Genomic DNA, 12,703 nt, shown 5'->3' with positions numbered 1-12,703 from the left:
AGATCGTTAATATATTTTTAATTGATATCATACCAGTGATACACCAAATTCATTCTCCATAAAATATACATATGCGTGCTCCAGGTTTGGATTGGCCACTTTAGCATCAGGGTGCGGTTGATCATTCGAAATAAGTTGCACTTCCCATTTTCCATCCACAGGAATGGTAGAAACTACAGGATACTTTGCTTTTAAACTGTCGAATGCTGAGTCGTCTAGTATAATCTGCCACACATGCCCCCGCACCTGATCAATCATGCCTTCCGGAGAACCCTTGAAAGCCACTTCGCCTTTATTAAGCATAGCCATATTATGACAAGTACTGCTGATGTCGCCAACAATATGTGTTGATAGGATGATAGTAACATCTCGTTGACTCAAATCGGAAAGAATATTTCTGAAGCGAATACGCTCTTCAGGATCCAAACCAGTGGTGGGTTCATCAATGACTAACAACCTGGGTTCACCAATGAGAGCCTGCGCTATACCAAGTCTTCGTTTCATACCACCCGAAAGTTTGTTGGCCATGCGTTCACGCACATCAAGCAAGCCCACTTGATCTAGTAGCTTGTCAACTTTGGCCAGCCGTTCTTTTCTTTTCAGTGAAGTTGAAAGTTGAGCAGCATAATCTAAAAACTCCCAAGTCTTTAGCTTAGAAAAAAAAGTGAAGTCCTGAGGAAGGTATCCTACGAGTTTTCTAATCTCATGACGGTGTTCATTAATGTCCATTCCATCCATGAGAATTGTTCCGGAAGTTGCTTTTTGCACCGTAACCAGTATGCGCATAAAGCTGGACTTGCCGGCTCCGTTGGGCCCAAGCAGTCCAAACATACCACTGCCTATTTGCAGGTTAATGTTTTTAATGGCTGCATGGCCGTTGGGATAAATTTTAGAAAGTCCTTTTATCTTAATGTTCATATTCAGATAGGGTGGTAGTGGGCATTCTTTGAAAAGAAGATTGTATTAATGATTTGTTACAATACCTGCTGATATTCATTTATACATGACCAGGTTACTGCTTTCATCTTTTCTCAACTGAATTTCCTGAGCATCTCTAATGTGTAAAAATGTTTGGTTTTTGATTGAGCCTTGCAAGCGTATCAGAGAAGAATAAATATTTACAGTTGATGTCTCAATATTAACAGACACTGTATCCGCGCTTGTATCCGTAATATTCAGAAAAGCAGTATTCACATCGAGTGCTAACGTACCAATGCGGCAGTCATTCATGGCAATTCTTCCTTTACTTTGATAAATGCTTAAATGTGGTATTTGTAAGTCCTTAAAATTAACCACGGAATTATTTACATGAATGGATTTAAAACTTGCTATAGGTACAAACACAGTGACTATGAAATTCCTATTGTCATCTGCATCTATTCCAGTTAATGTAAGTGTATCACCGGACACCACATACTTAAGTTTTTTCAATAGGTCTCCCTTGATACTACGCACTTCTAACATTGGTCGATCTGATCCGATAACGCGTACCGTTTTCTCCAGTCCGTTTAAAGCCAGATGTGTTATATCATTAAAGTCTACTTTTTCTGTAATGCTATTCTTATCGTTAATAATATTTGGAGAACCTGTCAGTCTTATTTCTATGAATGCTGCGTTAAGGTAGAGGAAGATCAATCCAAAAAATCCCAAGAGTATTTTATTGCTTAACTTCATATTGTTCCATTCAAAGTTTCCAATTCTTTTTTTAATTCATCGGCCTCTATGCCGAGCAATGCAGCCTGCTTTAAAAATTCAGGTAATACTTTATTAAAAAATTCCTGCCGCTTTTCTTTCAGTATAATTTTTTTCGCTTCCGGATTCACAAAGTATCCTATGCCTCTTTGGTTTTCTATAATATTCATTGCCTGAAGTTCACTGTATGTACGCATAACGGTGTTGGGATTTACCCCCATTGCTGCTGCAAGTTCCCGTACTGAAGGAATTTTTTCGCCAGCGGGAAATTCCCCACTCACTACCTTCTCGGTGATCGAATCTGCGATTTGCAGAAAAATGCTTTTACCATCCTGAAATTGCATACTACACCTCCCGCTCTTTTAACTTAAGATAGGCCACAAAAAGCATGACTGCTGATGCTGGAAATAGCGCAAGGGCAAAAAATCTCAGCAACAATTTTTCTTCCATAGGAATTAACAGCATCGTGTCAGGCGGATTATACCTTCCTACGCCAACATGCTCGATAATAATGTAGCTATATCCACCAAATAACATAACCACCAAGGCTACCGCGAAAAGTGATTTAACCAAAGGTTGTTTAGTAAACATGGCTGATCCCACGAAAGCGAGGGAAAGCGCAAGTAATCCACCTCCAATTAACAATGAATAAATTAGGTATACGTAGTCTTCAGGTGCATCAATTTTTACCGTATGCTTTAAGCCAATCGGTTCAAAAAAATGTTCAGTGAATATGGAAAAAAAATACCCCTGTAGGTTGAAGCTCATCCAAAACAATAAGGGTAGTATTAACAGGATAAACCCAATGCGGCTTACAAACTCAAAAACAAATTTCTCCAATATCGATGCAGGCATCATCAGGTAAGTGATCGTACTTTCTTTCGATCGAAACGCAGGAAATGAATGGCCAACATAGAGAACACTAAATATCGTCACGAACACAACCATTAGCTCCTGAAAGTGGTCGACACCGTGAGGCATAAAATTATTACCGACCTGAGCAATAGACAATATAATGAAGATAACCCCGACATAAGCGCCAGCGGCCAGCAACAGAAACTGCGCGTTATGAATAAGGTGTTGCTTCAATAACAATTGAAATCGCTTTCCACTGAATATATTATTTGACATATTCTTTAAGTTTTTCGCTTCCATTAGAAATCGCATTGAATAGTAATTCAATGTCGACAGAGGAACTTCCATCTGTCTGAGGTGTGATCACTTTATAACCACCCGGTACCATTTCATGGTACAAAACATTTTCACCGTGTGGTGTGGACGTGGTGGCAAATTGAAGTTTTGAAGCAATGTCATGAAGATCCTTTTGCATGATAAACTTTCCTTGCTCCAGCATCAGCACCCTGTCAATCAGATTTTCTACATCCCTTACCTGGTGCGTAGAAATGATCACAAGCTGATCTTCATCCAGCGAGCCTGCCATTACCCTTCTGAAAATTGCCTTTGAGGGTATATCGAGACCATTGGTTGGTTCATCAAAAACCAATAGCCTGCATTTGGTTGATAGGGCGAAGGCAATCAGGAATTTCTTTTTCTGACCGTAAGAAAACTGATTCAGTTGTTTATTATCGGGTAGTTCGAAGTCAGCGAGTAAGCGCTTCAACAGTTCTTTATCAAATCTTGGATAGAAACCTGCGTTTGCCTTCACAAACTTTCTGATGGAGATGGAAGGCTGATGGAATTCTTCCGGTAGAAAGTAGATTTCCTGAAGGAGCGAGGCCTGGCGGGCTGAAGGTTGCTGGTCGAGTATGCGCACCGACCCTTCCGTTGGTTTGAGCAAACCCACCATCAGCTTTAATAAACTTGTCTTACCAGCTCCATTTTTACCCAGTAGCCCAACTATGCTGCCTGAGGGTAGCTCAAAGCTAAGTTCCTCAAAAAGAGGGCTTTGCCTTTTAGAATACCTAAATTTTAAGTCTTTGATAGATACCATTACACGTGATTTACTGTATTACTTAACTAATACAGTGCAATAGTGTTAAATAGATTTGAAATTTCCAAACAGGGGGATAAAATTTATTGGAGTTTTTTATTAAATCTCCAAGACTTGGTTCTTGTCTCCATGACCAATTGTAAAAACAGTATACACTATAGTCGTGGATTTTGAATGCTGGGAAGTTTGTGTACCCGTGACTTGAGTTAGCCGTATTTTTGAATGAGTGGAGATGCAGTATTGAATAAGATAAAATCTGTTGCATGAGGACACTAACTACTTGGAGGAGCAGTTAAAACTTCATTGTTTAGGATGGGGCATATGGTAGTGTCCAGTTAAGTATTGAGATTTATTTGAGTGATAGGAAAGAGGCTTTTGAATTAAGCAAGCGCTGGTTCCTGAGGACACGTACCTGGGCTGAGGGCCTTACTCAATCTTCAAAGATTTTTTTTAACGCGGGTATTTCAGAATCCAATCTCCATCAGTTACAACGGCTGGGCAGCCACACTCTTTGGGTAGGTTTAGGAAGGGGGAGGAAAGTGGGGCCTGCACAATGAGTGTTGCGTTGCGCAAAGACCTTCATGACAAAAAAAGTTAATTTGACAAATCCACTAAATTGAAAGAAAAATCAGTAAAAGATATCATGAAAGCTGCGCCCTTCCATCCCTCAAAAAACTGTAAAAGTTCTTTTTGTGAGATCAGGGTACTGCATGTTAAATGTTAGGCACATAATGATGGTAGAGATGTTAATCTTAATTTGAGATACTGTCTTAACTAATTGACTCTGTTATTAGTATTCAAATCTAATTTCACTTATACTTTAGTAAAGCAATGAACCAAGCAGTGGTTAATTTATTTATATTTGAAATACTATTGATATTTCTTTAATTCTTTACTTCTTTACTTGATAATCCTTAATTGCAATTCACTTGAACTTAAATCATTGCAATGCACAAGTTTTTACCAGTATTAATACTCTTAGTTATTACTAGCTTTAACTTATTTGCTCAAAATCTTGAAATTGACTCATTACTTAGAGCCAACATTCCTGAAAAAGAGAAAGTCGATGCGTTGAATCAGACTGCATTCCAATACTTAAGCTATGATTCGATCAATACAGCCAAATATGCCAACCAGGCAATTTCACTTGCTGAAAAAATAAAATATACAGAAGGAGTTGCGGATGCCTATTACGCCATCGGTTGGGTAACAATGGTGTTCGGGCATAATACTGAAGCACTTGACATTTTCAGTAAGGTTCTTAACATTTCAGTTGCGTCAACATATTTGAAAGGACAGGCCAATGCACACAATGGACTTGGAGATGCCAATAGAAATATGGGTAACTACACAGAATCTCTTGATCATCATTTACAGGCATTAAAATTGCGAGAGAGCTTTGGAGACAAGAATCGAGTCGCGTCAAGCTTAAACAATATTGGCATTATCTATTATGCACAAAAGGAATATTCTAAAGCACTTGAATATTATACCAAAGGTCTTGAATTACGAATTGAATCAGGCGATCAACGTCAAATTGCAGTAAGCTATAATAACATAGGAATAGTTTATGTGGCTCAACAGGATTTTCAAAAAGCGTTAGACTACTACAAAAAATGTCTGGAAATAAATCTAGCTATTGGAAATAAAGCAGATGTTGCCAGAAACTATCATAACATTGGTGTTGTTTATGTCGACCACATTAAAGACTACAATCTAGGCCAGGAATATTATTTTAAAGCACTTTCAGTTTACCAAGAACTTGGAGATAAAGGGTCTATGACTTATCCTCTTATCGGTATTGGCCTCGCTTATATTATGACCGATGACTTAATAAATGCAAGGAAGTATATTTTAGAAGGAATAAAGCTTTCAGAAGAAGCAAAATTATTATCAAACTTAAATGAAGGTTTAAAAGGCCTTGCTTTAATTGAGGAAAAGGCGGGTAATTATAAAGCGGCATATCTAGCTCATGTACGGTACAAAGAATTGTCAGACCGTTTGATTAATGAAGAACAGACAAGGGAACTGGATCTAAAAGAAGCTGAATTTAAATTTCAAATTGAAAGAGACTCGATTGAAATGGAGAAAGTGGCTATACTGGATGAACTAAAGCGAGAGCGGATTGTCCAGTATACATCTTTTGGTGGGGTTGCAATATTATTAACCCTGTTAGTTATCCTATACCAATTCTATAAAGTAAAGAAAAAATCCAATCTGGCACTGATTGCAAAAAACGAGGAAATAAAATCACACAGAGATGAGTTGGTTAAATTGAATAACGCTAAGACAAGATTTTTTTCCATAATATCACACGACCTCAGAAGTCCGGTTAATACTTTTTTTGGAATGTTTGAATTAATCAGTTTGCATCTCCATCAAAAATATCAAGCTCATGATGATCGCGAACTCAATGATATGATAGGTCTTCTAAAAAAAGCAGGGAATCAACTTACAACGTTACTCAACAACTTAATAACATGGGCATTAAAAGAAGAGGGGATGATGCCTTATAATCCGCAGGTCTTGAATATTCATGAATGTTTAAAGGAGAATCTGACTTTTATTGAGCTTCAAGCCCTATCAAAACATATTCAGGTAGAACTTAAGGCAGATGTAAATATTACAGCGTGGGCTGATCGAAATAGTTTCATGACCATACTTCGGAATTTAACCAGCAATGCTCTAAAATTTACGCCATCCGGTGGAACCATTATACTTTCGGCTGAAAAAATTAGTGATTTGGTTGCCATTAAAATTCAGGATAGTGGTGTGGGTATTCCCGAAAATAAATTGACAGAAATATTTGAAGTAAACGAAAATAAGACAACACGAGGAACAGAGGGCGAAAAGGGGACAGGCTTAGGTCTGAATCTGGTTTACGACTTTGTAAAGTTAAATAAGGGTGATATTTCAGTTGAAAGTACTCCAGGTAAAGGAACAACCTTTGCAATTGAGTTACCAACGATTACGTCATCTATTTAATAACGACCCCCACACCTTGACTCGTGTCTCTACGAACCAATTGTATAAACAGTTACTACCCAGTAGTCGCGTATGTTAAATACTTGCGAGCGTGTGTATCGTGACCTTAGTTAGCCGGATTTTTGATTAAGTGGAGATGTAGTTTTGGGTAAGATAAGTGTTGGTTCGTGAGGACAGAAAACAGGGGTGAGTTTACTGGTGATAAACGCTTCGATATCCGGATGTGTAATAGACAGTATGCCCATATTGGCGCCTCTTCGTTTGCCCCCTTGTTTGATATACTCAGTGGCAGCATCAAAAATTTTTATAAAAGAAAGCGGCCCTGAAGCGGTACCACTTGTTTTATTAAGGTATGTGTCTTTAGGCCTGAGATTCGAAAAATTGAAGCCGGTGCCACCACCGCTTTGTTGTATCAGTGTAGTCCATTTAAGCATGTCAAAAATATTTTCGAGACTATCTTGTATTGGCAGTACAAAACAAGCACTCAATTGATTTGCGGTAGTGCCTGCATTCATGAGTGTAGGGGAGTTGGGTAAAAAAAATAAGTGACGCATGGTTGTATAAAATGCATCCTCCCATTGTTTAACCTCTTGTAAACCACCCCAGCTTAATTCAGCCTGTGCCACTGCTTTGGCTACCCTGCGAAACATGTCGTCAGGTGTTTCGAGGCTAAGGCCATCCACACCTTTACGTAAATAGCGGCTTTGCAGAAGTCGCATGGCATTCTCAGAAAGCGCTGGATCATTATTTTTAATTGGATAGATCATATCCCGAAAATCTAATGTTGAAAAACCTTAGCTATTCTTTTCTTGCTTCCAAAAGCTGAAACGAAAGTTATGCGCCTTACAGTTTTTGTATGATGACCAGCATTGTTGTAGGTAGAGATTTATCGCAAGCCTTAATAGTATAGCCGTATTAAAATCTAAGATCCTTAAACCGAGAGAGCTCAGAATCAAGTCCAGTCTCAAAGTCAAGAGACTAATTAATAAACCTCCTTTGTACTTTTCATGCCATAATCTTTACTGTTCTCATTTGTCCTAAAAATTGAATAACCTGTATCCTAAAAATAATATGACCGGAACACTGGGATGGTTAACATAATATAATTATAGAACTGTGCGTCAGGAACTTAGCAAGGCGGGAGTTATATAATGTACTTGCGTTATGTTATGTAGCTTTGGCTCCGGGCTCTACCGAAATCTTCATAAAAAGTTTTTTAGCGCGCTGGATTAGTAACCCATCTTCATCAATCACCCCACCGGGCTGGCCTGTCTGCCGTAGCTTCAGCGAAGGCACGGGGCAGTGACACTCTTTGGGTAGGCTTTGGAAGTGGGAGGGAAGCGCGGCCTGCACAATGGGTGTTGCTGCGATGGGATAAGGCCAAATTTGGCTCATTCAGCTATAAATCAATGACTTACAAAAAGCATTAGATTGTTATAACAATGTTATAACTTTATTCGTATATTTGAATATGATTAAAACATTAACATCGGTAGGAAATAGCAAGGCCGTTATTTTACCTTCGGAAATGGTTAAAAAATACAAACTCGAAAAGGTTATAATTGAAGAAACAGACGATGGGATATTGATACGCTCAGCAGTCCAGAATACGAATTTTCAAAAAGCCATCGAAAAATTGAGGAAGAACAAAGCTGCTCTCTACAAGAGAATAGAATCCCAGGCTAATGATCCTGAAACTATAAACTACTATGCTAAGAGTTCTAACAATTTTTCAGATGTTGATCTTGACATCCTTGAAGAATGAAGCATGGCGAAGTATGGTTAGTTGATTTTGCTCCAAAAGTTGGACAAGAAATCGATAAAGTAAGACCTGCAGTAATTGTAAATCATGATAGCATGGGAGCTCTTCAATTAAAAGTTGTAGTTCCTATTACAGATGCAGTCCGGTCAATTCGAGATTGGCATGTACCCCTAAATCCGTCAAAGGTCAATGGTATTTTAAAAGAAAGTGTCGCTGATTGCTTTCAAGTTAAATCAATTTCTAAAGAAAGATTTGTTAAGTACCTGGGGTCTCTGTCAACAAAGGAAATGGAGGAGGTCAAACTAGGACTGATTAAAGTACTGGATTTGCTTTAATAAAAAAACTATGCCGGAGATGATGGTTAGAAAATTTCTTCATAACCATGGTTTTAGATATGGCTTCAAAGCAAATATCTTCCAGGGAGACCTGATATATGTTCCGGTCGAACGAATTTTAGGACTAGCGTGAGTAGAGGGCAGCTTCCAGATTGCTAATATTCTTTTAAAAAATCGAATTTTAAGGCTTTCAAACCGAACGGGAAAAAATCGGGATAAAGCAAAGGATTTTTGCAATTTGACGTTTTTTTGCATCGGGAGTGGAATCTATCAGATACCTTGAAATAGCTTAAAAATGATCATTTTCAGGGTAAAATTTAAATAACAGCGGATTGATTGACCCTTGTCACTCTTTACTGACTTAAGCAAGTTTGCCGGAACAGTGCCGATTACTATTTTCAGAATCGTTTCTTCTTCTTGGTCGAGGAACAGTTAACCATTATAGCCACTTTCCCACTGGGGAATTATAACTCTGTGTCAACTTGTACTTTGTTTTCAACTTCTTGTACACCTGGCATGGACCAGGATGCATTTTCAGCATCAGTTTTTTCAGCCAAAGACCTTACTTTTCCAGTAAGTTTTACTTTACTACCAACTACGTCAACGTGAATGTTGGCAGCATCTACCGCGGCACTGCGGTGTAAGGCTTTGGTAATTGAAATTTTTATATCTTTTGATGCTACCACATCCGGTTTCACAACGATTCTATTGCTGATACCACGTATGCCAGTTAGATTTCGTAAGCCAATTTCAGCGGCCTTTTTTAAATAATCAAATTCTACAACTCCATCCAAGTAGACCCATCCATTGTCTACCTTAATCTCAATGGCATCTTCATTTACAGCACTATGCCATTTAAGCGCATTCATAGCAGCCTCAGCAATTTCAGTGTCGTTACGCTGATGTTCATGCAGTAATTTTACCTCCAGATCGACAGCCACAACCGCTACTCCAGCAACGCGCTGCGCGGCCTGCTCGGCAGCGAGTTTCTGCCCATAAGTATCAACTAAACCAGATAAGGTAACCACACCTTCTTTAGTAGCTACGCCAATTTGCGTAGCTATGGGGCTTGTAAGTGGCTCCATTTGTATTTCAGCTAGTACGTCCTGACGTAGTTCTTCATTTGTTTTCATTATTTATATTTTCAGGTTTTTTTTTAAGTATATTCTGAATTCGTTGAACTATTTCATTTGAGATGTTAGTGATTTCATCCAATTGGGAGGCTGAACTGATCCCGTCTACATCTTTGATAAGGTATGTACCTCTTCCAGACGTGCTAATCATAACCAACTTATTCTTATCATCGATGTTGTCAACAAAGGACTTTACAGCGTCAGGAGGCTTAGCATATTCCCATGTATGCAGAATTACAATTACATCCCAATTTTCTTCCTTAATATCTGTTAAAGATTTAACATCAATTACTTTTATATAAGCATAACCTGCAGGTAACTGTTGGATTACTTGTGCTACTACCTCATCCTTAAACTTGCTTCCCTGAGAGGCAATAAGAATGTGATTACTTTGTTCACGGGTATTTACATCAAATTCTTTTACTTCATCCATAGAATATTTAGACAAATACCAGGAATAAAACAATACGCTGACTGCGCCAAGAATGAGCAGCACGATGAATATTTTAAATATAAATTTCATAAGTGAGCTTGTTCAATTAATTGCTGATTTGTTTTGATGTTGTAGCATCCAATCTAAAGCTTTACTTCTTTTTTGAACATGACAAGTATCTAATAGGTTGCTGATTTTTATTATCAATCCAATACTTTAATGGAAAGAGATTGCTAGTTAAAAAAGGATTTTCTAATATCTATCTAAGAACCTTGACTGATATCATCAGACTTATCGACATTCCTCATCGCATATTTATTTTTAATAGTTCATATTTAAGTAAAGTCTCATGCATTTATCCTCAGAGATAAAACTTTTAAAAAAATATTATATGCCACTCGATTTTGAAAAATTTGTTGCCAAGGGTAATGAGTTTATCAATTCTCTAGATCATGAATTAGGGAATAAGGGAAGAGAATACGCTAGCCGAATTTTAAGAAGTGTATTTCGAGCTATTCGATCAAAGCTAAGTGTTAGTGAATCAATAGATTTGATATCACAGCTACCTATGGCTTTAAAGGCAGTTTACGTAGATGGATGGAAGCCTGTTAAAGATACTCAGCCCGTCTTTAGTATTTATGATCTCTCGGATGAGATAATCAGGCAGGACGGTTTGGCTGCATGGCGAGATTTCTCTGGTAGGGATGAAGCTATTGTTGCCTTAAAAGCTGTAATGAAAACTTTAAGCAACTACGTTTCTTTTGGAGAAATGCGGCATGTTATTGCCATTTTTCCTTCACCAGTAAAAGAGGAGATGATGGAATTGATCAAGCCAAGATTCCAGACTCAAAACTAATGTAATGGTGATTAAAAAAAACATTAGTAAGAATTAACAAGGTATTAAAATACATAAGATCATGAAAAACATTTTAGTGCCAACGGACTTTTCAGACATTTCCATGAAAGCTGCAGAAACAGCAGTCATAATTGCTAAAAAGTTAAAGGCATCAATTCAACTGCTACACATAACTGATTTGACACCAGGTTGGAATCAATTACCTACAGAAATAAAAATGAGTGACCCTAAGCAGAGAAAAATGCTTATGACAGGAGAGGCAAAATTATTAAACTTTGCACAGATGCCACTTTTCAAAGGCATTAAAGTAAGAACCTATTTAGAAGGTGATGTTCCGTTTGAACAGATAGTCCAGTTTCCTGAGGCCCACCAATCGGATCTCATTGTAATGGGTGCTTATGGACTTGGTGAAACAAAAAAACCAGCTATCGGATCGACTGCACAGCGAGTTCTTCGCTTCGCGCCCTGTCCTGTACTTTTTGTTAAAAAGAAATATATTCCAGTCCCCTTAAAGACGATAGTTTTTGCTTCTTCATTTGATGAAGCTGTAAGGCCTATTATAAACACATTAGTGGAGTTTTCGAATTATTTTAAAGGCACCGTTCATTTAATATATGTAAATACAAAACAGGATTTTAAAGTCGATGAAGTGATTTTGAAATTGATTCAACAGTGTTTGCAGGTAGAAGGTGAAATACCTTTCAAATTGCATATTACAAATGCTGAAAGTAAGGAAGCCGGAATTATGAGGGTAGCTAAATCAATACAGGCGGATGTAATTGCTCTGACTACACATTGGCATCGTTCCAAAAAGACCTATGCGTTGGGCATAGCGGAAACTCTTCTTTTAAAATCAGATATACCAATAATGAGTTTTTTATTAAAAAAATGACAATAGTTACAAGCCTATGGAAACCAAGGTAAGAAATTCCAATAATACGAAATTATTAAAGAGGATTGCTGATAGCCTACTAACAGCACAGCAGGAGATTGATGAATTATTGCTCCAACTATCGTTGGGAAAAGCTGAAGCAAAAGATAAGTTTGAAGAGATCAAGCAGGATTTAAGGCATGCGATACAAGAGTTTAAGAAGTTGATAAGAGATGAAGTTAAGGATGCATTACCAATACCAGCCAGGAAAAAACTAGATGACTTGATAAGTTCATTGAACGATGGTAAAGTTAATAACAAAATCATATTTACAAATCAGCAAAAAAAAATAGCGCAAGCTCTTGAAGAGGTTGAGCATGAACTTAAAGATTGGTTAGAAAGGAGTGCTTCTGTTAATTATCTCTCGCACGAGATAGAAAAGTATAAGCTTAAAATGGAAATACTGTGGCTCAAGTTTGGATTAAAAAATTTTGAGCTAAAGGATGAAGTGAAAGAAGGTCTTTTACAGGCTCGTAAGAAAGTTGAAGGCATAGCAGCAAACATAAGAGAGCAAATTGGTGAAGAAAGCGAAAAAATGGGGCAGGTTAAAGACAAGATAAAAGAAGTGTATAGACACACGCTCAGGATAATCCGAAAGATTTAATGTGACCAGATCTTGGGTCAT

At 37.8% G+C, this 12,703-nt stretch carries 14 protein-coding genes; 6 read left to right on the top strand and 8 right to left on the bottom strand.

Translation table 11 applies throughout. The annotated features are described in order from the left end of the window. Positions 1-27: 27 nt before the first annotated feature. The 5 genes from SanaruYs_RS03260 to SanaruYs_RS03240 form a co-directional block, all read right to left on the bottom strand. Complete coding sequence (locus SanaruYs_RS03260) at positions 28-918, bottom strand: ABC transporter ATP-binding protein (protein WP_127121068.1); 891 nt, start codon at positions 916-918, stop codon at positions 28-30. A 75-nt stretch (positions 919-993) separates the two neighbouring features. Next, positions 994-1,674, bottom strand: a complete 681-nt coding sequence (locus tag SanaruYs_RS03255; protein WP_127121067.1) for a DUF4097 family beta strand repeat-containing protein — start codon at positions 1,672-1,674, stop codon at positions 994-996. Then, entirely contained in the window at positions 1,671-2,036 is a 366-nt protein-coding gene (locus tag SanaruYs_RS03250; RefSeq protein ID WP_127121066.1) for a GntR family transcriptional regulator, read from the bottom strand. The genes SanaruYs_RS03255 and SanaruYs_RS03250 overlap by 4 nt, the downstream gene beginning before the upstream one ends. 1 nt (position 2,037) lies before the next feature. After that, positions 2,038-2,823, bottom strand: coding sequence for a hypothetical protein (locus SanaruYs_RS03245; RefSeq protein WP_127121065.1), 786 nt, complete (start codon positions 2,821-2,823; stop codon positions 2,038-2,040). Beyond that, positions 2,813-3,643, bottom strand: a complete 831-nt coding sequence (locus SanaruYs_RS03240; RefSeq protein ID WP_127121064.1) for an ABC transporter ATP-binding protein — start codon at positions 3,641-3,643, stop codon at positions 2,813-2,815. Before SanaruYs_RS03240 ends, SanaruYs_RS03245 begins: the two co-directional genes overlap by 11 nt. 948 nt (positions 3,644-4,591) lie before the next feature. Between SanaruYs_RS03240 and SanaruYs_RS03235 the strand changes: the two genes are divergently transcribed. Continuing rightward, positions 4,592-6,628, top strand: a complete 2,037-nt coding sequence (locus SanaruYs_RS03235; RefSeq protein WP_127121063.1) for a tetratricopeptide repeat-containing sensor histidine kinase — start codon at positions 4,592-4,594, stop codon at positions 6,626-6,628. Positions 6,629-6,738: 110 nt separating this feature from the next. Here the strand turns inward: SanaruYs_RS03235 and SanaruYs_RS03230 are convergent, their stop codons facing one another. Next, positions 6,739-7,395, bottom strand: a complete 657-nt coding sequence (locus tag SanaruYs_RS03230) for a ribonucleotide reductase barrel domain-containing protein (RefSeq protein ID WP_246011823.1) — start codon at positions 7,393-7,395, stop codon at positions 6,739-6,741. A 704-nt stretch (positions 7,396-8,099) separates the two neighbouring features. Between SanaruYs_RS03230 and SanaruYs_RS03225 the strand changes: the two genes are divergently transcribed. Then, positions 8,100-8,393 carry an AbrB/MazE/SpoVT family DNA-binding domain-containing protein gene (locus SanaruYs_RS03225; RefSeq protein WP_127121062.1) on the top strand — a complete coding sequence of 98 codons (294 nt, stop codon included), beginning with the start codon at positions 8,100-8,102 and terminating at the stop codon, positions 8,391-8,393. Next, entirely contained in the window at positions 8,390-8,725 is a 336-nt protein-coding gene (locus tag SanaruYs_RS03220; RefSeq protein WP_127121061.1) for a type II toxin-antitoxin system PemK/MazF family toxin, read from the top strand. The genes SanaruYs_RS03225 and SanaruYs_RS03220 overlap by 4 nt, the downstream gene beginning before the upstream one ends. Positions 8,726-9,189: 464 nt before the next feature. On the opposite strand, the gene SanaruYs_RS03210 is transcribed toward SanaruYs_RS03220, so the two are convergent. Continuing rightward, positions 9,190-9,858 (bottom strand): BON domain-containing protein, encoded by a 669-nt coding sequence (locus SanaruYs_RS03210; protein ID WP_127121060.1) that lies wholly within the window; start codon positions 9,856-9,858, stop codon positions 9,190-9,192. Beyond that, positions 9,845-10,381: a hypothetical protein gene (locus tag SanaruYs_RS03205; protein WP_127121059.1), complete on the bottom strand. Its 537-nt coding sequence runs from the start codon at positions 10,379-10,381 to the stop codon at positions 9,845-9,847. The genes SanaruYs_RS03210 and SanaruYs_RS03205 overlap by 14 nt, the downstream gene beginning before the upstream one ends. Before the next feature lie 301 nt (positions 10,382-10,682). On the opposite strand from SanaruYs_RS03205, the gene SanaruYs_RS03200 reads away from it, so the two are divergent. The 3 genes from SanaruYs_RS03200 (at position 10,683) to SanaruYs_RS03190 (ending at position 12,682) form a co-directional block, all read left to right on the top strand. Then, positions 10,683-11,147, top strand: coding sequence for a DUF2267 domain-containing protein (locus SanaruYs_RS03200; RefSeq protein WP_160118571.1), 465 nt, complete (start codon positions 10,683-10,685; stop codon positions 11,145-11,147). Between the two features lie 61 nt (positions 11,148-11,208). Continuing rightward, positions 11,209-12,039 (top strand): universal stress protein, encoded by an 831-nt coding sequence (locus SanaruYs_RS03195; protein WP_127121057.1) that lies wholly within the window; start codon positions 11,209-11,211, stop codon positions 12,037-12,039. A gap of 16 nt (positions 12,040-12,055) precedes the next feature. Next, on the top strand, positions 12,056-12,682 hold the full coding sequence (locus SanaruYs_RS03190; RefSeq protein WP_127121056.1) for a hypothetical protein: 627 nt from the start codon (positions 12,056-12,058) through the stop codon (positions 12,680-12,682). The last annotated feature ends 21 nt before the right edge of the window (positions 12,683-12,703 follow it).

The organism is Chryseotalea sanaruensis (assembly GCF_003990915.1).
Lineage (GTDB): Bacteria > Bacteroidota > Bacteroidia > Cytophagales > Cyclobacteriaceae > Chryseotalea > Chryseotalea sanaruensis.
The sequence above is the reverse complement of the archived record's forward strand: the minus strand, read 5'-3'. Positions and strand labels throughout refer to the sequence as shown.

Coding starts and splice junctions, on each gene's coding strand:
- SanaruYs_RS03235 (WP_127121063.1), top strand. CDS start 4,592: ATGCACAAGTTTTTACCAGTATTAATACTCTTAGTTATTACTAGCTTT.
- SanaruYs_RS03245 (WP_127121065.1), bottom strand. CDS start 2,823: ATGTCAAATAATATATTCAGTGGAAAGCGATTTCAATTGTTATTGAAG.
- SanaruYs_RS03230 (WP_246011823.1), bottom strand. CDS start 7,395: ATGATCTATCCAATTAAAAATAATGATCCAGCGCTTTCTGAGAATGCC.
- SanaruYs_RS03195 (WP_127121057.1), top strand. CDS start 11,209: ATGAAAAACATTTTAGTGCCAACGGACTTTTCAGACATTTCCATGAAA.
- SanaruYs_RS03260 (WP_127121068.1), bottom strand. CDS start 918: ATGAACATTAAGATAAAAGGACTTTCTAAAATTTATCCCAACGGCCAT.
- SanaruYs_RS03200 (WP_160118571.1), top strand. CDS start 10,683: ATGCCACTCGATTTTGAAAAATTTGTTGCCAAGGGTAATGAGTTTATC.
- SanaruYs_RS03225 (WP_127121062.1), top strand. CDS start 8,100: ATGATTAAAACATTAACATCGGTAGGAAATAGCAAGGCCGTTATTTTA.
- SanaruYs_RS03250 (WP_127121066.1), bottom strand. CDS start 2,036: ATGCAATTTCAGGATGGTAAAAGCATTTTTCTGCAAATCGCAGATTCG.
- SanaruYs_RS03255 (WP_127121067.1), bottom strand. CDS start 1,674: ATGAAGTTAAGCAATAAAATACTCTTGGGATTTTTTGGATTGATCTTC.
- SanaruYs_RS03205 (WP_127121059.1), bottom strand. CDS start 10,381: ATGAAATTTATATTTAAAATATTCATCGTGCTGCTCATTCTTGGCGCA.
- SanaruYs_RS03240 (WP_127121064.1), bottom strand. CDS start 3,643: ATGGTATCTATCAAAGACTTAAAATTTAGGTATTCTAAAAGGCAAAGC.
- SanaruYs_RS03210 (WP_127121060.1), bottom strand. CDS start 9,858: ATGAAAACAAATGAAGAACTACGTCAGGACGTACTAGCTGAAATACAA.
- SanaruYs_RS03220 (WP_127121061.1), top strand. CDS start 8,390: ATGAAGCATGGCGAAGTATGGTTAGTTGATTTTGCTCCAAAAGTTGGA.
- SanaruYs_RS03190 (WP_127121056.1), top strand. CDS start 12,056: ATGGAAACCAAGGTAAGAAATTCCAATAATACGAAATTATTAAAGAGG.